18 protein-coding genes are annotated in these 19,236 nt (G+C 46.6%); all 18 read right to left on the bottom strand.

The annotated features are described in order from the left end of the window. Positions 1-59: 59 nt before the first annotated feature. The 18 genes from ACI1P2_RS05600 to cstA all read right to left on the bottom strand — a co-directional run bounded on the left by ACI1P2_RS05600 (position 60) and on the right by cstA (position 19,224). Positions 60-413 (bottom strand): (2Fe-2S) ferredoxin domain-containing protein, encoded by a 354-nt coding sequence (locus ACI1P2_RS05600; RefSeq protein WP_355317654.1) that lies wholly within the window; start codon positions 411-413, stop codon positions 60-62. Between the two features lie 261 nt (positions 414-674). Beyond that, complete coding sequence (locus ACI1P2_RS05595) at positions 675-893, bottom strand: hypothetical protein (RefSeq protein ID WP_355317652.1); 219 nt, start codon at positions 891-893, stop codon at positions 675-677. A 57-nt stretch (positions 894-950) separates the two neighbouring features. After that, positions 951-2,030 carry an AI-2E family transporter gene (locus ACI1P2_RS05590; RefSeq protein ID WP_355317650.1) on the bottom strand — a complete coding sequence of 360 codons (1,080 nt, stop codon included), beginning with the start codon at positions 2,028-2,030 and terminating at the stop codon, positions 951-953. Beyond that, positions 2,021-2,197 (bottom strand): helix-turn-helix domain-containing protein, encoded by a 177-nt coding sequence (locus ACI1P2_RS05585; protein WP_408976151.1) that lies wholly within the window; start codon positions 2,195-2,197, stop codon positions 2,021-2,023. The genes ACI1P2_RS05590 and ACI1P2_RS05585 overlap by 10 nt, the downstream gene beginning before the upstream one ends. 387 nt (positions 2,198-2,584) lie before the next feature. Beyond that, complete coding sequence (locus ACI1P2_RS05580; protein WP_355317648.1) at positions 2,585-3,235, bottom strand: response regulator transcription factor; 651 nt, start codon at positions 3,233-3,235, stop codon at positions 2,585-2,587. Beyond that, the gene (locus tag ACI1P2_RS05575) at positions 3,225-4,430 is read right to left on the bottom strand and encodes a sensor histidine kinase (protein WP_408976140.1); all 1,206 of its coding nucleotides are present in this window, start codon (positions 4,428-4,430) and stop codon (positions 3,225-3,227) included. The genes ACI1P2_RS05580 and ACI1P2_RS05575 overlap by 11 nt, the downstream gene beginning before the upstream one ends. Positions 4,431-4,629: 199 nt before the next feature. Further along, positions 4,630-5,979: an efflux RND transporter periplasmic adaptor subunit gene (locus ACI1P2_RS05570; protein WP_355317644.1), complete on the bottom strand. Its 1,350-nt coding sequence runs from the start codon at positions 5,977-5,979 to the stop codon at positions 4,630-4,632. Positions 5,980-6,006: 27 nt separating this feature from the next. Then, a complete protein-coding gene (locus ACI1P2_RS05565) occupies positions 6,007-9,141 on the bottom strand; it encodes an efflux RND transporter permease subunit (RefSeq protein ID WP_355317642.1) in 3,135 nt (1,044 codons plus the stop codon). Between the two features lie 186 nt (positions 9,142-9,327). Further along, positions 9,328-9,492: a hypothetical protein gene (locus tag ACI1P2_RS05560; RefSeq protein ID WP_355317640.1), complete on the bottom strand. Its 165-nt coding sequence runs from the start codon at positions 9,490-9,492 to the stop codon at positions 9,328-9,330. Between the two features lie 54 nt (positions 9,493-9,546). After that, positions 9,547-10,626: an AI-2E family transporter gene (locus ACI1P2_RS05555; RefSeq protein ID WP_355317638.1), complete on the bottom strand. Its 1,080-nt coding sequence runs from the start codon at positions 10,624-10,626 to the stop codon at positions 9,547-9,549. A gap of 37 nt (positions 10,627-10,663) precedes the next feature. Beyond that, the gene (locus ACI1P2_RS05550) at positions 10,664-12,019 is read right to left on the bottom strand and encodes a sensor histidine kinase (RefSeq protein ID WP_355317636.1); all 1,356 of its coding nucleotides are present in this window, start codon (positions 12,017-12,019) and stop codon (positions 10,664-10,666) included. A 43-nt stretch (positions 12,020-12,062) separates the two neighbouring features. Next, positions 12,063-12,770 carry a response regulator transcription factor gene (locus ACI1P2_RS05545; protein ID WP_355317635.1) on the bottom strand — a complete coding sequence of 236 codons (708 nt, stop codon included), beginning with the start codon at positions 12,768-12,770 and terminating at the stop codon, positions 12,063-12,065. A gap of 492 nt (positions 12,771-13,262) precedes the next feature. Next, positions 13,263-13,691: a MarR family winged helix-turn-helix transcriptional regulator gene (locus tag ACI1P2_RS05540; protein WP_355317952.1), complete on the bottom strand. Its 429-nt coding sequence runs from the start codon at positions 13,689-13,691 to the stop codon at positions 13,263-13,265. Between the two features lie 147 nt (positions 13,692-13,838). Then, complete coding sequence (locus tag ACI1P2_RS05535; protein ID WP_355317633.1) at positions 13,839-14,540, bottom strand: SDR family NAD(P)-dependent oxidoreductase; 702 nt, start codon at positions 14,538-14,540, stop codon at positions 13,839-13,841. A gap of 55 nt (positions 14,541-14,595) precedes the next feature. Beyond that, complete coding sequence (locus ACI1P2_RS05530; RefSeq protein WP_355317631.1) at positions 14,596-15,264, bottom strand: NAD(P)H-dependent oxidoreductase; 669 nt, start codon at positions 15,262-15,264, stop codon at positions 14,596-14,598. 282 nt (positions 15,265-15,546) lie between these two features. Further along, positions 15,547-17,085, bottom strand: coding sequence for a solute symporter family protein (locus ACI1P2_RS05525; RefSeq protein ID WP_355317629.1), 1,539 nt, complete (start codon positions 17,083-17,085; stop codon positions 15,547-15,549). Continuing rightward, a complete protein-coding gene (locus tag ACI1P2_RS05520; RefSeq protein WP_355317950.1) occupies positions 17,082-17,396 on the bottom strand; it encodes a DUF485 domain-containing protein in 315 nt (104 codons plus the stop codon). Before ACI1P2_RS05520 ends, ACI1P2_RS05525 begins: the two co-directional genes overlap by 4 nt. A 28-nt stretch (positions 17,397-17,424) precedes the next feature. Next, positions 17,425-19,224, bottom strand: coding sequence for a carbon starvation protein CstA (cstA, locus tag ACI1P2_RS05515; protein WP_355317627.1), 1,800 nt, complete (start codon positions 19,222-19,224; stop codon positions 17,425-17,427). Positions 19,225-19,236: the final 12 nt, after the last annotated feature.

Raw genomic sequence — 19,236 nt, 5'->3', positions numbered from 1 at the left:
CCGTCCAGGTAGAATAACTCTACTTCGGACGGCCTCTTTTTTCACTTTCTGACAGCAGATTACTTTTCCTGACCTGTAACCGAAAGCCCGGAGGATACAAAGCGTTCATCGAACGAGTAAACGATTTGCTCCTCCAAGCGGCCTCCGGCAGCATGTCGACGGACCAGCTCCCTGCCCAGCTCGGGAGTGATATGTTTATACCAAACGCCTTCCGGATAAGCGATTACCACACAGGCATCGGCACAGCGTCCGTTGCAGCGTGTGCGCGTCGTATGTATTTGCCGGTCCGCTGCGAGCAAGGCAATCTCGTCCCTTATAGCTTGCGTCACTTCTTCGGCCTGCCGCCGCATGCAGCTGCTTCCATTACAAATAAGGAGATGGCAATTTGTTTCTTCCAAATTCCAGGTTGTCATAATAATCCTCCTTCTTGAACAGCCTCTCCCCTCACAAGTATGCTTTTGTGGAGAGAACATGCTCACTTACGGATTTGTTTTTCAGGATACAAACCTGCTGCCAGCGTCTTTAACGCGATCGGGGCCCGTATGCCGATTGTCTGACGGAGCCTTACTATCAAAAGAGTCGTTCATTTGGGCCATAAAAAAACTCCCCTGGGCGAAACAGGATTTCATGATTTCACCTGTCTGCCTATAGAGGAGCATTTGAACATTTCTGATTTAATCAGCATCTAAAGAGTTGATTTTCTTTTTACATTCAGGAGAAACAGGTATGTCATCGTCTATTTCCTCTTCTTTTTTCGAGGATTTCCCCCCATCTTTTCTATCTTCGGCCTTTCGCGAAAACTCAGGTAAATAGTAAAGAAAAAAATCAAAAAACTGTTCCTTAAAGACTAATAAATCCCCTTGCTCTTGTTCTTCCTTTTTATTTAATTTCATGGTTTCACCATCATCTCTTTTCCATAAATAGGGAATATCTTAAAAAACGATCTTTAGCTATAACTGCATCCATTTGTCCTTAAAGAATAAAGTAAAGACACGCACCGCAATGATCTTCACGATCATATAGAGAGGAATAACAACGATCATCGCAATAATGCCCCCAATATCGCCGGCGGCCAGCACCAGGATGATGGTCGTGAGCGGGTGAATGTCCAGGCTTTTCCCGAACACATAAGGGGCGATCAAGTTGTCTTGAATCTGCTGGGCTACAAGTATAATAACAAGGGACCATATAGCCGTTGATGGCGACTGCGTCAGACCGACAATGATGATCGGAATCGCGGACAGGATGGCTCCTATAAAAGGCACAAAATTCGCGATCACGGCTACCGCCGTCAGTAAAAAGGCGTATGGCAGGCCAATAAGAATAAAGCCGAAGTACATCAGCACCCCTAACGCCAGATTGATCAGCACTCTCCCGATAATAAATCCGCTCAGCACTTGATCAATTTCTGTGATGATGGAACGGGTATCGTCTTGGAAACGGGTTGGCGCCGCACCGACGATCCGCTTGCCTAACTTTCCCTCTTCCTTGAGCATGAAGAACAGGAGGATCGGGAACGTGAACAGCACAACCGTGAAGTTGGATACAAAGGAGACAACTCCTCCTACAGAGTTCGTCAAAAGTGCGAGACCCTTGTTCAAATAATCGGTCACCGAAGACAGCGGGCTGGCGCCCTCCGGAAACAGCGATGAGAGAAATCCGCTTTGCTCCAGCTCGTTGATCGTCTCCCCCAAGGCATCGAACAGGTTCGGGATATTATTCAGAAAGCTGATCAATTGCTCCTGGAGCCGTGGCCACTGGCTGGCGCTGAACCAAACCAGCGCGAGAGCGAAGAGCAAATAAATAAGCAGAATCGAAGCGGTCCGGTTAATCCTGTATTTTGCCATATATCTGACGAGCGGCCTGATCAGGTAGTAGAAGAATACCGCGAGCAGCAACGGAACAGCTACCACCTGAATCAATGAAAGCAATGGCTGAAAAACAAAGTTTACCTTCGAGCCTAAATAAATGATTAACAGCACGAAGATGATGAATAGGGTGAAACGCAGAACCTTGTTTTTTATAAACAATGACTTCCCTCCAACGGACCAAGTATTATTTTTCTAGGTTTATCCCGTTCAAATTTCTCTCGCAGATTGCTGATATGTACCATGATGGTACTATATTCGTAAACATAATGATCCCCCCATACGGTTTCAGATATACACTTACAGTAGTGGAAGCAGGTGACGCCCATAATATACCATGCCAAGTCATACAAATAACATTTTATGTACTTATGCATTTTTTCTCCCAGAACGCAAAAAAGCCGTGAGCACAAAATATGCACCATAGGCGCACTTTTTCCCTCACGTTTTTTTACATTAATCCAATTTTTCATCTTTTTTCGAGGGTTTATTGCCCTCTTTCCTGTTTTCTGCCTTGTGAGAAAACTCAGGTAAATAGTAAAGAAAAAAATCAAAAACCGGCTCCTTGAGACATAGATGCTCTTGTTCGTCCTTATGAATTGAATTCATTCCTCTCCCCCTTTGAGAGATTACACATCTCCTGATTTAGATGTTATATTAATGACCAAATAAAAAAATCGTACAAAAGGGCAAGACCCTTATGTACGACCGGGCAATCATAAATGGAGAATCCCCCGTTCTACGGAAACAGCCACTGCTTCCGAGCGGGAATCGACACCCAATTTGTTGTAGATATTTGTAAGATGAGCCTTTACGGTCCTTTCGGAAATGCCCAGATCAAAGGCTATTTCTTTGCTTCTGCAGCCGCGGGCGATCGATTGCAGAATGAACATTTCTTTCTCGCTAATTAAGCTTTGTTCGCGGACTGGAGCTGTAGCCGTCTCTTTTTTCAATCTGTCCGCAAACACTTTTGCCGTAATTTCCGGTTGAAGCAGAGTTTCTCCGCGCAGGGCGGATTCAAGTGTCCGAAATAAATTTTCCCGGCTTGTGTCCTTGAGTAAGTACCCTTTTGCTCCCAACGATAGGCCTTTAATCATTAAATCATCTTCATTATATGTCGTCAGAATAATGACAGGTGTCTTGTTATTTCTTTCTCTAAGCGCCTCCATGGTTTCGAGCCCACTCATTCCGGGCATGTTCAAATCCATCAATATGACATCCGGAGCCAACTCCTCGATTAGGCTGAGAGCAGTGCGTCCCTCTTCCGCTTCCCCGGCGACTTCGTATTGGCTGTCGGTTTCAAGAATAAGCTTTAATCCTTCCCTGACGACCCAATGATCATCAACAATGAACACTTTAAATTTCATAACGAGCCTCCTTTGCCAATGGCATCTCAATTTCGATAGATGTCCCTTCCCGTGCAGAGCTTTGAATGTTCATGCTTCCACCAAGCAATCGCACGCGCTCTTGTATCCCGATCAATCCGTAATGTCCGGCTTTTCTTCCAATGGTTTGAATGTTAAATCCTTTTCCATTGTCTCTTATTTGCATACGCAACACCTGTTCAATATTCATCATACGAATGTATACAATCTTGGCATGAGCATGCTTGGCCACGTTGGTTAAGCATTCTCTTACGATGTGCTGCGCATGCTCTGTAACCAGCGTAGATAATGAGGCTTTCACATCGAGTTCCAGGTCAACAGGGATGCCTGTAGCCATGGTGAATCGCTGTGCTTCTTCCCGAACAGCCTCCTTAAAATCAACTTCTACAGCGGATTTGGATCTGAGATCATCGATGGCTCTTCTCGCTTCGGACAGAGACCGTCTGGCCTGAGACATGGACTGCTGCACGATTTCATGCGCTCTTTTCGCTCCGCCTTTTGTCATGTGTGCATCGATGGCTTCCAGCTGCATAATAAGCCCCGCCAGTCCCTGGGCAAGCGTATCATGCAGGTCACGCGCCATACGCTGCCGTTCATTAGCCAGCGTAAGCTCCTCCACCTTCTGATGGGCGATCTCCAGCTCGCGGAGAAAGGTCTGGGTCCTGACTCTGGCATGGACCTGCTGATAGAAAAGCAGTGCATACGCAACGACCACGACAATCAGCATAATAAGAACAGGCATGAGAATGCCGATTTTTTCCCCATTATGAAACCAGATCACCACAGCACAAAACAGAAGATAGAGTGCCAGAAACAGCATCGTTACCTTCAACGGTTGATAATAAACGCCCACTCCTTGACCGATCAGAACGGGAATCAGGCAAACCAGGACAATCGGAAAGCCGACGGGCAGAAGAAATGAGCTTACAAAAATGATAGCCCCTTGCAGGACAAAATATAGCCAGGGCCCATACCTTACAAACCTGTGCCCAAACCAATATAGCCAGGGTCCGTACCTTACAAGCCTTTCCGAAAACCAATATAAACAGGAATGCACTGCCATTGCCACTGTAAACAGAATACTCCTCAGAAGCATCGGTTCACTGAGAAGCTGAAATATCATGACCTCGCTATATATGATGGCCACCCAAATCAGAACCGGAACTCTGGAAGTCAAGATTCTCTCCGTTTCATTTGGAGTGGCAGCTCTTTTATTATTCATTTTTCACCTCTATATGCCTATGCCAAAAAGAATGGTCATTCTATACAAGCATTATTATATAATACGGGAAAATGCCAACAAAAAAAACGTACACAAGGGCAGTTCTTGTGTACGTTCGGGCAATAGCTCATTCATTTCCAAAATTCGGGCGTGTTCATTGATTCAAGATAGATACCTGCGCACCGTCAGTAAGCATGGTGGCACCCTTTACAACGATTTGCTGCCCTTCCGAGAGACCTTCAGTTACTTCCACCTGTTTGGCACTCTCTTCTCCCGTCGTGATCTCCACCTGTTTGGCTGCATTCCCTTCTACAATGTAGACGTATTTTGTCCCCGCCTTTTCCGTTACAGCAGCCTGAGGAATAAGCAGCCCCTCCGCTGCCCCGGATTGGGTATATACATTGGCTACCATGCCTGCTTTAAGCGTATTAGACGGGTTTTCTATGGATATTTCAACTGGAAAAGCCCGCAGGTTTTCATCCATTACAGAGCTGATTGCTGTGACTTTGGCATTGATTCTTTTCTCCAGTGAAGGAATTTCCACCGCAACCGAGGATCCCAATTTCACATTCATCATTTCAGATTCGGCTAAATTTACTTTCACCAGGACCGGATTCGTATTTGCAATGGTGACCACGGATGCCTGTGAACTGACAAGCTGGCCTGCTGTTCCGTTAACGGCGGAGATGGTCCCCGACATCGGTGCTTTCACTGTCGCGTCCGTCAGTTGGCTGCGTGCTGTCTGCAGATTGGAGCGGGCTTGATTGACGCTCGCACGGGATACATCAACCGCGGATCCGTTACGGGCAAGCTGAAGCGACTTCACAGCGTTGTTATAGGTCGTCTGTGCGCTTTCCAAGGAAGATTGCGCATTTCTAAGCGTGAGTTTGGCATTATCCAGAGCGCTTTGCGCTTGTCTGGCCGTAGTCTGCGCCTGTTCAAGTTCCGTTTGGGATACGGCTCCGGCGGCAAACAACTGCTGAGTACGGTTCAGCATATTTTGTGCATCGCGCAGAGAGCTCTCTGCATCTGCAACGGAGCTTTTCGCTTGTTCAATTGAGCTTTGCTGCTGAACGAGGGCGCTTTTAGCCTGGTCTACGCCCGATTCAGCCTGCTGTACTGACTGCTCTGCACTATTCTGCGCTTGTTTCAGATCTGCTAGCGCCACGTTATAGGATTCTTGAGCCTGAGTAATGCTATCCTCAATGTCCTTCTGATCCAGTATAAACAGGACATCCCCCTTATTTATATTTTGGCCAATGTGCAAGTTGATGCTTGCGATCGCCCCGGTAATCTCCGGAGCAACCTGAACCGTTTTATTAGGAGTCAGCGAACCGACTATACCCGCCTCTGCTTCAATACTTCCCCTTGTTACCTGCCCAACTTCGATAGACACGGCTGCTTGTTCCGCGGGTGCAGCTGCCGGAGACTCTCCCCCGGAGCATCCGGCCAGCGCCGCGGATAAAGCAAAAGCCGATATCATGGTCATGCTTTTTGTATTCATTTTTTCCCACCTCACTATGTTCTGCTTTTAGGGCTGTACACTGTTTTGCTCAAGCTTGCCTTGCTTTCTGGCATCTCTTTCCTGCTGGCGTTTTATTTTGCGGTTGTTGTGTCTGACCGTCATGTTATCCAGCAAAATATAGACGACAGGAATCAGTATTAAGGTAATGATCGATGAGAAAGAAAGACCAAATACAACGATCATTGCCATAGGAGCTATTTCCTGGTTGCTTGGCTCTTGGGAAAATGCCACTGGCAGCAAAGCAAGAACTGTTGCAAGCATCGTCATCAGAATCGGCCGCAGCCGCTCGGTAGCCGCCATCAGGATCGCTTTTTCCCTGTCCATTCCTTCCTTGCGGAGTTGAATAATAAAATCAATCAAGACAATCGCATTGTTAACAACAAGTCCTGTGAGCATGATATATCCGATAATAGCCAGTACACTCAAAGTCGTTCCTGTTAATACCAATCCCAGTACTACACCTATAAAGGTTGGCGGGATGGAGAACATAATCACAAACGGTGTAAAGAGAGATTCGAACTGACCGGCCATAACCATATAAATCAGTACAATAGACAGCAGCATCGCAATACCGAGGTTTATAAATGATTCTATCATCTGCTCCTCTTCGCCACCGCTGGTGTCGGTAGAGTAGCCTTCAGGCAGCTGCAGATGGCTTAAGAGGTTGGCCACATCCCGATTAACAGCAGTTATGTCTCTGCCATCAATATCGCCCGTAATTTTAACCTGACGTACCTGATCTGCACGTGTAATCGTGTCAGGTACTTGCACTTGGCTTAAAGTTGCAACCGCAGACAGCGGAACGTCGAGTCCTTGGGCAGTTGTTATCCGCAGCCTTTCCAGGTAAGCGAAGTCCTGTTTGTATTGTTCGGGCAGTGAAATCCGAACATCAATCTGGTCATCTCCGGTACGGTACGTTGTAGCGACAGAGCCATCGAAGGAAGTACGCACAGCCGACAAAATTTGCGCTGCCGACAGTCCGTACCGGGCTGCAAGCTGGCGGTTAATGGTCACTTCATACTCTTCCCTTACAGAATCCAGTGTGCTGGCAACGTTAACTGTTCCTTCAATATTTTTAACTTGCTCGACGAGCTGATCGGAAAGCTCCCTTAATACGTCCATATCGTCGCCTTTTAAGTTGACTTGCACAGCAGCACCGGAAGAGAAGCTTTCTGACGCGCTGATTGTAACCTCCGCATCCGGCAGGCTGGTAATCTTGCCACGCAGTTCCGACACAACCTGGTCTGTAGAACGCGTGTGCCCTTCCACCAGGGTTACATTGAGTGTTGCTGCATTCGTCGGATTTACGGTACTGTACCCGCCAGCAGAACCTACGGTTGCCGTCATCTTATCCAATTCAGGGATATTCAATATTTCATTTTCGATTTGCTGGACGATCCTCTGGGTCTCCTCCAGCTTTGTTCCATTTGGCATTTTAACCGATACGCTGAATTGTCCTTGATCGCCACTTGGGATAAACTCCATCTTGACCAAAGTTGTCAGTGCTCCAGCACCTATAAACATCAGAAGGGTAGCCACGATGACGGTTTTTCTGCGATTCATGCTCCAATTCAGCGTTTTGCTGTAGCCTTGTTTGAACTTCTCGAATCCAATATTAAACCAAACGATCGGATTCACGCCGCGGTAAGCGCCTGACGTATATAGCGACTCATCCGGAACTTTGGGCAGGAAGCGGGAGCTCATCATCGGAACAAGCATTAAGGAAACAACCAATGCCGCGATGTGGGAGAAGATGACTGTCAAGGCTAGTGGTATGAACAGTTGCCCTGCAAGACCCTCTACAAACAGAACCGGGAGGAAAACCACAATCTGTGCGAGAGCAGACGCCATGACGGCATTGCCGACCTGCTTTGAACCTTCGAGAGCTGCCTGCAGCATGCTTTTCCCCTCATGCCGCTGTCTGAAAATATTCTCAATGATCACGACCGCAAAGTCTACAAAGGAACCCAACCCGAGCAGCAAACCGGCAAGAGAAATGATGTTAATGGTCTGATTTGTGAAATACATCATGATGAATGTAGCCACAAATGAAATCGGAATAACAATGGTCGCGATGATCGTCGAATGCGCGCTGTTCAGAAACAACAATAAGACAATGGCTGCGATAACAATTCCCAAGATTGTATGCTCTATTAACAGGTACATAGAATCGTTAATCGACTCAGAGGAATCTGTAACCAGCTCAAGCTCGGTGCCATCCGGCAGCTTCTGCCGGATGGAATCCAGGCTTTCCTTTACAGCCTTGGCAATCTGCAGCGTATTGCCTCCAGACGCTTTTGTGACCCCGATGTTGATACTCGGTTGTCCGTTGTAAGTAGAAATGGAAGTGACATCGGAGAAATCATCCACGATCGTAGCAATTTCTTTCAATTTGACTGTTCCCGAGCCAACTGGAATCGGAGTTTCTCCCATTTCTGAAACCGCCTTGTATTCTCCCTGAATACGAATCTGTACTTCAGTGCTTCCCTTTGCCACGGCCCCGGCGGAGCCCGACAGGTTATGATCTGAAAGCGCCTGGGTCACCTGGTCCAGTGTGATCCCATAGCTTTCAAGTTTCAATGGATCCAGCGTGATACGAATTAAACGGTCTTGCCCCCCTGTTACACTTACTGAGGCAACCCCAGCTATTCTTTCAAGACTCGGCTGGACAACATCCTCAGCAATTGGCTTTAAGGTATTAACATCTATATCCCCGGTTAAAGACAGGTTAATGATTGGCTCTGTATTTACGTTGAGCTTCATGATCCGTGGAGATTTGGCGGAATCCGGTAAAGAGTCCCTGACGCTGTCCAAGCTATCCCTGATATCTATCGTCGCCTGATCCAGATCAACGCCCCAATTGAACAGAACGGTAACCATGGATGATCCTTCCTGAGATTCAGAACTGATCGTATCCACGTTCTCTACCGAAGCAAGACTGCTTTCAATCGGTTTGGATACCAATTCCTCAACTTCCGACGGTGTAGCGCCCGGCACGCTGGTTACGACTGTTACAACAGGAGATTGCATTTCAGGCATCTGCTCAACCGGAATCCTTAACACAAAGATGCCGCCCCCGATCAATAAAGCCATAACCAGCATAAAGACGGTTACGGGACGGCGTATTGAAAACTGTGACATTTACTCACTCCCCAGTAATTTTTATATGTATAGATTGGGTTCTAACCATTCGTATTATAGGAAGTCACTCTTAAAATTGCTTAAATTCGATCTAAAGGTTGCCTAAAGAAAATTTTCCAGTTCATACCATGTCAGAAGGCACTTTGATTTGTGTAGAAATGAAAAAAAGCCGCAATATGCGGCTTCCTACACGTTTTTCTTTTCTTCAACTTCTGCGGAACTATTGTCTCTCAATTCGTCACATTTGACCGAGGATTTTTCAGGTAAATCGTACAGAAAAATATCAAAAAACTGTTCTTTAAAGACAAGTAAATCCCCTTGCTCTTGTTCTTCCTTATTATTTGATTTCATGGCCTCACCATCATCTCTATTTCATAAATAGCGAATATCTTGTAATAGCTTTGGCTATAGCTGCATCCACTTGTCCTTGAAGAACAAAGTAAAGACACGTACCGCAATGATCTTTAAGATCATATACAGGGGGATCACAATGATCATGCCGATAATGCCCCCAATATCGCCGGCGGCCAGCACCAAAATAATGGTCGTAAGCGGGTGAATGTCCAGGCTTTTCCCGAACACATAAGGGGCGACCAGGTTATCTTGAATCTGCTGGGCTACAAGTATGATAACAAGGGACCATATAGCCGTAGATGGCGACTGCGTCAAACCGACGATGACAATCGGGATTGCGGACAGGATGGCTCCTATAAAAGGCACAAAATTCGCAATTACGGCTACCGCCGTCAGTAAGAAGGCGTAAGGCAGATCAATAAGAATAAAACCAAAGTACATCAACACCCCTAACGCCAGATTAATCAGCACTCTCCCGATAATAAACCCGCTCAGCATTTGATCAATTTCGGTAATGATGGAACGGGTATCGTCTTGGAAACGGGTTGGCGCCGCACCGGCGATCCGCTTGCCTAACTTTCCTTCTTCCTTGAGCATGAAGAACAGGAGGATCGGGAACGTGAACAGCACAACCGTGAAGTCGGATACAAAGGAGACAACTCCTCCTACAGAGTTCGTCAAAAGTGCGAGACCCTTGTTCAAATAATCGGTTACCGAAGACAGCGGGCTGGCGCCCTCCGGAAACAACGAAGAGAGAAATCCGCTTTGCTCCAGCTCGTTGATTCTTTCCCCCAATTCATGGAACAGGTTCGGGATATTATTCAGAAAGCTGACCAATTGCTCCTGAAGCCGCGGCCACTGGCTGGCGCTGAACCAAACCAGCGCAAGAGCAAAGAGCAAATAAATAAGCAGAATCGAAGCGGTCCGGTTGATCCTGTACTTTGCCATATATCTGACGAGCGGCCTGATCAGGTAGTAGAAGAAAACTGCGAGCATGAATGGAATAGCCACAACCTGAATTAATGAAAGCAGCGGCTGAAAAACAAAGTTCACCTTCGAGCTTAAATAGATGATCAGCAGCACAAAAATGATGAAAATGGCAAAACGCAAGACTTTGTTCTTTATATACAATGGTTTCCCTCCAATAAACCCATTCTTAAATCCACTCTTATTTTTTTAGATGTATCGTAAATATGGATAATTCTTCATTCTCGGAGCGCAAGGTGAGTGTGCCGCCCATCTTTTCTGTATTCTTGAGTGCAATCGCAAGGCCTAGTCCAGTGCCGCCTGTATGGGTGCGGGCTTGGTCACCACGGACGAACGGATCAAAAATCGTGGCCCACAGCTCCTTCGGAATGCCGATACCGGTATCGGCAATTTCGATACGCACTTCCTCGTCATGTTCAACCAGTTCAACCCGTATATGAGTACCTGCCGGATTGTATAACAAAGCATTGGCGATCAGATTTTGGATCACCCGGCCCAGCAGCTCCGGATCGTATTGGGCATACACATCATGGTCGGGGACGGAAAAATCCAGCAGCAAACCATTTCGCTCCACATCATCATAGACATCGGCAATACGTTCCCGCAAAAACTCACCGATTTCTTTTCGCTCCACATGAGGCGTGAAATCAAGCGCATCCACCTTGAATAGCTCCAGCATATTCTGTATCAGTCTTGTCATCTGGGTGGACTTGTTATAAATGTAGAACAAATATTTATTTTGCCGCCCCCTGTCTTCCACTCTCCCTTCCACCAGTGCCTGTGCATATCCGTGAATGCTTGTAATCGGGGTTTTGAGATCATGGGACAAATCCATCATCAACCGCTGCTTGCTTTCCTGGGCAATACGCTTCTCATAAGTGGCTCTCTCGATGACATCCGCCATATAATTGAACGTTTCCCCGATAAGATTGAATTCTTTTTCGGCGGAAATAGACAGCCTTGTATTATAGTTGCCGGCAATCATTTCATGAAGTCCGTCCAGAATCGATGCCAACGGTTTCTTGATTCGGCGCGCAATCCAGTAGCTGTATACGAAGACCAGAAGCAAGATTGAACTGATGGCAATAAAAAGGAGAAGTGATACGATCCGGCTTATGGACGGGTCATCAACAACGGAGATGCTGATCAGTTCACGTGGGATCTTGACGATTAAATATTTGATCGTTTCCTCCGGATCATTGACGGCAGTTATAGAACAGTAGTAGGTCTGATCAGAATCATTTGCCAGCATATCATAGAGTTCAGCTTCTGAATATTTATACAGGGAGTCTTTTTTGTTCCCCACTACTTGCTCTACCTGTCTGTTCGCATCAAGAAGCTCAAGCCAGCCCCCGCTTTGTTGAAGCCTGTCCAGCTCGAGACCTCCCCCCTGTTTCCAGTCTGCTATATAGTCATGTGCCGCAACAGCATCGAGCCCGAGGTCGGTATCCCTCTCTTTTGAGACAATGTAATTAATACCGAGCGGGACCGTGAAGCGTAAAACAATAATCAGCAATATAAAGAACAGAATAAACAACAAAAAATCAATGACCAGAGAGGACTGCAGCTTCCGATTATTTCTAAATTTCCATAGGCGCTTCAATTTTATATCCCAATCCTCTTATCGTTTTTAAATATTGCGGCTTTCTTGAATCCTGTTCAATCTTCTCGCGGATATTGCTGATATGTACCATGATGGTGCTATCTTCGTATGCATAATAGTCCCCCCATACGGTTTCATATATACGTTTCCGGGTAAAAACACGGCCAGGCGCAGACATTAGCAGTTCCATTATTTTATACTCTGTGTATGTAAGAGCTACAGGTTCTCCCCGCTGAAAGAGAATGCACTGGTTTTGATCCAAGGCGAGCTCGCCCAGAACCAGCTGCCTATTTTCTCCTACAGAATTGGATGCCGTTTCAAAGCTGTAAGCCCGCCTGAGCAAGGCTTCCACACGGGCCACAATTTCCAGAGGATTAAAGGGCTTCGCTATGTAATCGTCAGCGCCCAGATTAAGGCCGAGAATTTTGTCAGTCGCCTGGTTTCTGGCTGATAAAAAAAGCACCGGCATCAGGTGGGACTTGCGTATTTTCTTCAGCAGCTGCAGCCCGTCAATTCCCGGCATCATGATGTCAAGGATGGCCAAATCAATACGCTCGCGCTGAATAATGTCCCATGCCATTTGCCCATGCACCGCACAGGTTACCTCATAATCCTTTTCAAGATATAATTGCAGCAGCTCCGCAATCTCCGGCTCATCATCTGCGATCAGGATACGATATTTCATAATTCCCCACTTTCATTAAGGTAAGTTATATCATCCCGGTTATTGTTTTTTCAGCTGGTTTCTCCACCATGAAAAAATTATAAGGATCCACTCTTAATATTGTATAAATTGAATCTAAAGATTATCTAAAGAAATTTATATTTCATTTTTTATTTCTACGTATACAATTCTGAGTCCGTTTCTTATCTTCGGCTTTTTTCGAAAACTCAGGTAAAAAATATAGAAAAAACGGCTTCGGTCTGCGGAGCCGATCGGATCGGTTCCTCCTGATTCCTGTATATGCTCGTTCAGCTGTGAAGTAAATTGGAACTAAACTCTGCCTCTTACTTTATTAAAAAAGGACGCTCCCTCACCTTCGCTTGGGCTACGTCCTCAACACTATATTCTTAAAGAACATAAGCAGCATGTAACTGCTTTAAACAAGAGCCTTTGCTTTACTAGAGCGTGTATTCAAACTCAAGCAAGCCATTGGCGAGAGGTCAAGACATACATTTAATAATGATCCAAATTTTCCTGCATTTGAGACAGCACATTCTCAAGCACCAGGCGTTCTTCTGCGCTGACATTGGCGAGCACTTTCTTCATAAAATGCTCTTTTACTTCCAGGGAAGATTCGATCTGTTCACGGCCATGATTGGTTAAGCAAACAAGTATTATACGGTTGTCCTCAGACTTCCTTCTTCTTAATACCATACCGTTGGCTTCAAGCTGTTTGACATGTCTTGTGATGGCCGCACTATCGATATTCATCTTTTTTTGAAGGTCACTTTGACTGATCTCGTCAACTTGATAGAGCACTGAGAGTATTTCCAATCGTGATTGGCTGATACCCGTGCTTGCTTCAAACTTCGTGCTAATCATTTTGTTTACCCAATACAGTTGAAGAAAAATCTCAGCTTCTTGTGAAGAACGTGTTCTCAAAACCATCCCATCTTTCCTGTTGCGTGATTATTGATGCATCAACAATTGATATCAGCAACAAATATACAACTATATATCCGTTTTTACAAGTGATCTTTTTGGACGCGGAAGCAGATCAGATGTTGTGCATAAATCTTTTTATTCAAATCAGTATTTTGCTAGAGTGCCGTCGTAATTAATCACTTGTCCATTATGATTTTCATCATCCAAAACAAAGCTCACGATCAACTCCGCAGCCTGAGCAGGTGTTTTTACAAAATCTCCGGTTATATGCCCATTCAAATCCGTCGAAACCGCCCCTGGCATCACCGCAAAAATCTCCACAGGTATATTCTGCTGCTCAAAACTCATTGCCCAAGACTTTGTCATAACATTCAAAGGTGCTTTGGCTGTTTGGTAGGCAAACGCATTGAAGAAAGGTAGTGGCTCAATAGGTATGCTGATATTTTCAATAGTGCCATGATTGGCGATCAATAGTGGCAGCAAGCCTTTTGAAAGTGCAAAAGGACCTATAAAGTCAACTTGATGGGTTGCCTGTAGCTCTTCAACCGTAAACTCCCATCCAGGTTTATGCATATCACCTGGAATACCCGCATTGTTAACCAAGAGCGTCAAATCAGGGTAATTCTGCTTAATTGTTGTCACTGCATGATCAATACTCTCCAGGTCAGCAATGTCCAATAGCACCAACTCTGCATCACCAAATTTTCGGAGGGCAGTTACTGCCGTTTCTCCTCGCTTCTGATCACGTGCCCCAACTAAAACACGATACCCCACTTCTAACAACTGCTTCGCAATCTCAAATCCAATACCTTTATTCGCACCAGTTACTAACGCTGTCTTTGTCATTTTTCATTCTCCTTTTTTCTATTTTTAATGTGTATTGCCAAATATCATCTTATGTTTATCGCCACACCACAATATCTTCGAGATGTTGTCTTGCTTTTGGACGTTTGGGATCATCTTGGCGATATCCGAAAGCGGCCATACAAGCTACGCCGAATTCGTTGCTGTTAATGATACCTTCCTGTTGTAAGATAGAGGTCACCTGCTTTTGATCAAAACCTTCGATCGGACAAGAATCAATACCAATTTGAGCCGCGGCTGTCATCATATTTCCCAATGCTATATATGTTTGTTTACATGCCCATTCAAAAATGAGTCGGTCATTATCTTCGAGTTCTGTTTCGATAAAGGATTTATAGATTCTGGAGGCAAACTGTACAACTTCTTCAGGCATATGTTGGATGTCTTTCATCATCTTTATAACGTGATCCGAATCAGACCGTAGTCCTCCTCTTCTTCTGGCCAAAATTATTACGAAATGGCTCGCAGTGGGCAGTTGTCCTTGAGCACCACCACATACTGGTCTTAATTTTTCACGAAGCGCAGCCTCCTGAATTACAACAAACTTCCAAGGCTCTAAACCAAAAGAGCTTGGCGATAATCTTCCGGTTTCCAAAATAAAATGAAAATCATCATCTGAGATCTTTTTGCTGGTATCAAATACCTTACAAGCATGTCTGAACTGGTAAGCTTTTAAAATTTCTTGTTTTTTATTTTCTGTTATCATGTGTAATCAGCCTTCCATCTCTTTTTTTAAAAGTTAAACGATTGATTCATCAATATTTGATGGATCATTTATTGATATATCAAATGTTGATGAATCAATAATATAATGCATGATATTTTTTTGCAAGTGATTCCTTTGCTTTGGCACTGAACTTCCCCTAGAAAGCGAAAAAGAGAAAGCGTCACCGCTATGGCAACGCTTTAGCAAATTTCACTTATATCAGGTGCTTCAGTCCTCTATAGGTAGAGGTATTGTGGTATTGCGAAGATCATATTTTCAAGCTTATGAACGCAGATCCTGAATCCCGGTGTTCGCCTTTACGAGAATTTCGTCGAATTTCGCGTCATCACGCGCGGAGGAGAAATACGTTCCCAGAAATGCGCCCAAAAATCCCAGCGGGATCGAAATAATGCCCGGGTTAGTAAGTGGGATTAGCGGAGTGCCTACTAGAATCGCTTTGCCAGCAACCGGGTCCCACACGTTGGGACTGATCATGACCAGAATGATCGCGCTTAATAGACCAACCAGCATGCCTGTAACCGCTCCTGCGGTGTTAAAACGTCTCCAGAATACGGTGAAGACAAGCACAGGCAGGTTTGCGCTGGCGGCAACGGCAAAGGCAAGCGATACGAGAAAAGCGACGTTGAGCTTTTGCGCAAACAGCGCTAATAAAATGGAGATTATAGCGACTCCGACGGAAGCCAGCTTAGCTGCTCTTACCTGCTCCTTTTCCTCTGCTGCGCCCTTCCGGATAATATGCGCGTAAAAATCATGCGCGAAGGCAGACGCCCCGGACAGTACCAAACCGGCGACGACAGCCAGAATGGTGGCGAACGCAACGGCAGACACAAAGGCAAACAGGAATTCCCCGCCGAGGGCTTTGGCCAGGAGCGGTGCGGCCATATTGCCTGCGGCGTTGGCTTCCACGATGGCGCTTTCCCCTACGAAAGCAGCAGCACCGAACCCGAGAAACAGCGTCAACACGTAAAACACTCCTATGATCCATGTGGCGACAACGACGGATTTTCTCGCCGTGGGCGCATCTTTAACGGTAAAAAAGCGGATCAAAATATGCGGAAGCCCTGCGGTTCCCAGCACCAGTGCCAGATTCAGCGAAATCGTGTCCAGTCCGTTGGCAAATTTATTGCCAGGGTGGAGAAAGGCTTCCTGAAGCGGTGTGGATGTCCGCATGTCATGAAACATTTGCCCGATATTGTAATCAAACCTGGCGAAGACGATCAGTGAAATGATGAAAGTACCTGCCATGAGGAGCACACATTTGATGATTTGCACCCAGCTTGTCGCCGTCATGCCGCCAAACACGACATAAATGGTCATCAAAACCCCAACAATGAGCACGGACATCGTATAATCAAGTCCCGGGATCAAAAGCTGGATCAAAGCTCCTGCGCCGACCAGTTGGGCGATCATGTAGAAAATGGAGATGACGATGGAGTTCAGGGCGGCGACGCCTCGGATCTTCTTCGTATTGAAGCGGGCGGCAATCATGTCAGCCATCGTATATTTACCCAGATTGCGCAAGGGCTCCGCGATGATGTACAACACGACCAGATAAGCGACAAGGAAGCCGATGCTGTAGAAAAATCCGTCAAACCCAAACAGTGCAATCATGCCCGCAATGCCCAGGAAGGAAGCGGCTGACATGTAATCGCCGGCGATGGCCAGCCCGTTCTGCCAGCCGGTCAATCCGCCGCCGGCGGTATAAAACTCGCTGGCTGTTTTTGTTTTTTTGGAGGCATAATAGGTAATCACGAGGGTGCCGAGTACGATCACTAGGAACAGGATAAATGCCGTATTCATAATGGACGCGCCCCCTCATCTTTTTGAGCTGTTTGCGCCCTAAGCTCATTGCACATGGCATCAAACTTGACCGACTGTCTGGTATATAGATAACACAGCACCCAGGTCATGATGAACTGCGCGAAGGCAAAAACCCATGCCCAGGTAACCGAGCCGAAAGCAGGTTGATTCAATACATCGGAGTAGGACGTCAAAATCGGAAGAGTAAAGTAAAACGCCAGAAAAAACACGGACAGCGGAATAATGAACCTTTTCTTCTTCGCCATCAGATTGCGGAAAGTTTCCGTTTTGGCAGCTTCGCTGTATGTCATTCGCTTGTTGTCCAAATAAATTCCCTCCTCAGCTCATATTTAATTCAGTCCCCATCGGATGGCGCGGCTGACTCCATAGTCCCCACCATTTTTTGATCGCCGTAACAAAAATGACGACTCCCAGTACAAGCATGATGATGGACAGGATACCATTGAGGACGTTATACCCCTTATTGCCTTCATTCAGATAGACATTGGCGATCATCCAGCAGCCTGCGTAATTGACGGTCACGAATAAATAAACGAGCGGGATGAAGCAGGTAAGTGCGTACCAGCGTTTATCCGCTATTTTCAAAATGACAGTAGCGCCGACAATGAGCCCAATGGAAGCCATCAGTTGGTTCGATACACCGAACAACGCCCATACGGAGCTGATGTCTCCGGACAAAAGCAGATACCCCCACATGAAGCAGGCCAAAGCGCTGGCAAAGATGGAACCCGGCAGCCAGTCGACCTTTTTCAGCGGTTTGTATACTTCTCCGAAAAAGTCCTGGATCAAATAACGAGCCACCCGTGTTCCCGCATCAATGGCGGTCAGAATAAACACAGCTTCGAACATAATGACAAATTGGAAAAAGTACGGCGCAAGTCCATGGAACCAGGGAATGCTGGTGAAAATATACGTCATGCCGACCGCAAGCGTTACGGCCCCGCCTGTTCTGCCCTCCAGATCCAGACCGATCTCCTGCGCCAGCTGCGGCAGATTGACGACATTCATGCCGAGGGTCTGAAACACTTGCGGTGTCGAGTTAATGGCAAAATAATCAGCAGGCTGCAGCGCCGCCGCGGCGATGAGCGCCATAATGCCAACCAGACACTCCACGAGCATCGCACCGAAGCCGACCGCTTTGATATCGCTCCAGCGGTTGATCATTTTCGGCGTGGTGCCGGAACCGACGAAGGCATGAAAGCCGGATATCGCGCCGCAGGCAATCGTGATGGAGATAAACGGCCAGACCGGCCCGGCAATGACTGGCCCCCCTCCTCCTACAAAGGAAGTGAAGGCAGGGAATTGGATGTCCGGATTAATAATAAAGACACCGATAATGAGCGCGATGAATACGCCGATTTTCATAAAGCTGCTTAAATAATCCCGTGGCGCAAGCAGCAGCCAGACCGGCAGCGCAGCCGCAAAGAAGGCATAGGTGGGAAGCATAAAGCCGAGCGTTCGTGTATCCAGCGTGAGCCATTCGCCGAGTACCGTCCCCTGAATACTGGGCCCGGCGAATACGCCGATCATCAGCAAAATAAAACCGAGTGTTGAGGCCAGCTTGAGATTTCCGGTCTTCTTGTAGAATAGACCGACGCCCATCGCGATCGGAATCGTTATGGCGACAGCGAACGTGCCCCAAGGGTTGTTTTCCAGCGCATGGAGGACAACCATGGATAATCCGGCCATCGTAATCGTGATAATGAACAGCATGGCGAGTCCCGTGCAGAAGCCAGTAACCGGCCCCAGCTCATCCTTGGCTACTTCGGAGAGCGATTTTCCCTGCTTGCGCATGGAGGCAAACAATACGACGATGTCGTGTACAGCACCGCCAATAACGGCCCCGATCAGCAGCCAGAGCAGCCCGGGCAGATAGCCGAACTGGGCGGCCAAAATAGGCCCGACCAGCGGCCCGGCTGCCGCAATGGCGGCAAAATGATGACCAAAGGTCACCCATTTGTTGGTCGGCACATAATCCTGCCCGTCATTTAACGCATGGGCCGGCGTCTCCTTGGCATCATCGAGCTTCAATACTTTGGCAGCCATAAAAGTGCCATACAGCCGATAGGCTATCATCAAAATACAAATCGATCCAATTACTATTGTAATCGCATTCATAAATCTGCACTC

Source organism: Paenibacillus jiangxiensis (assembly GCF_046098255.1).
In the GTDB taxonomy this organism is placed as follows: Bacteria; Bacillota; Bacilli; order Paenibacillales; family Paenibacillaceae; genus Paenibacillus; species Paenibacillus jiagnxiensis.
This window is presented reverse-complemented; position numbering and strand designations above follow the sequence as displayed.